General features: G+C 34.4%; 1 pseudogene. It reads left to right on the forward strand.

Annotated features, from left to right (window positions below):
• Positions 1-323 (forward strand): annotated as a pseudogene (locus tag ACODS7_RS32920) (replication-relaxation family protein); the annotation flags it as partial.

Consider the following 323-nt stretch of genomic DNA (forward strand, 5'->3'; position numbering starts at 1 on the left):
AATTAGAACATATTTTATTGCGAAATGAAGCATGGATGTGGCTAGATTTTCCTGACTGGAAGACAGAGCAAGTCATCACTCTGCGCTATCAAGGGGAAGAAAAAACAATTGTTCCAGACGCATTTTTCACAAAAGACAATGTTCCTCACTTTGTAGAAGTAGACCGGCTACAGCATATGAAAGTGAATGAAAAGAAAATACAGTATTATGCTTATTTAACTAACATTTATCAGAAGCAACAACAAATTAAGCCCATTATCATCTTTTATACGATATCTGACTGTAGGGAAAAGCAATTAATGAATTATGCACTGAAGCATAAT

The organism is Bacillus sp. FG16, assembly GCF_057809515.1.